This is a genomic window from Pedobacter sp. MR22-3 (assembly GCF_026240075.1).
Lineage (GTDB): Bacteria > Bacteroidota > Bacteroidia > Sphingobacteriales > Sphingobacteriaceae > Pedobacter.
Genome location: NZ_JAPIVF010000018.1, coordinates 1 through 507, shown reverse-complemented (window position 1 = coordinate 507; position 507 = coordinate 1). Strand labels below are relative to the sequence as shown.

1 protein-coding gene is annotated in these 507 nt (G+C 46.9%); it reads left to right on the top strand.

The genetic code is table 11. The features are described from left to right. Nucleotides 1-507 (top strand): MBG domain-containing protein (locus tag OQ267_RS22365; protein WP_265838195.1); only part of this gene is annotated, 507 nt, incomplete at both ends.

Below are 507 nucleotides of genomic sequence, written 5' to 3'. Positions count from 1 at the left end.
TTTCACGGGAAGTTTGACCAGGTTAACTGGCGAAAACGTGGGAACATATGCGATCAACCAGGGCACACTGGCACTGAATGGCAACTATACCTTAACTTATATTGGTGCTGATTTAACGATTGCTGCGAAAACAGTGACGGTAACCGCTGCCGCGAAAAGAAAAACCTACGGCGATGCTGATCCTGCACTGACGTATACCTTTGCTCCGGCCTTAGTGGGTACAGATACTTTCACGGGAAGTTTAAGCCGTTTGCCAGGCGAAAACGTGGGAACATATGCGATCAACCAGGGTACGCTTGCACTTAACGGCAACTATACTTTAACTTATGTAGGTGCTGATTTAACGATTGGTGCGAAAACAGTGACGGTAACCGCTGCAGTGAAAAGCAAAACCTATGGTGATGCTGATCCTGCACTGACCTATACTTTTGCTCCGGCCTTAGTGGGTACCGATACTTTTACCGGTTCCTTAAACAGATTACCTGGTGAAAACGTGGGAACATATGC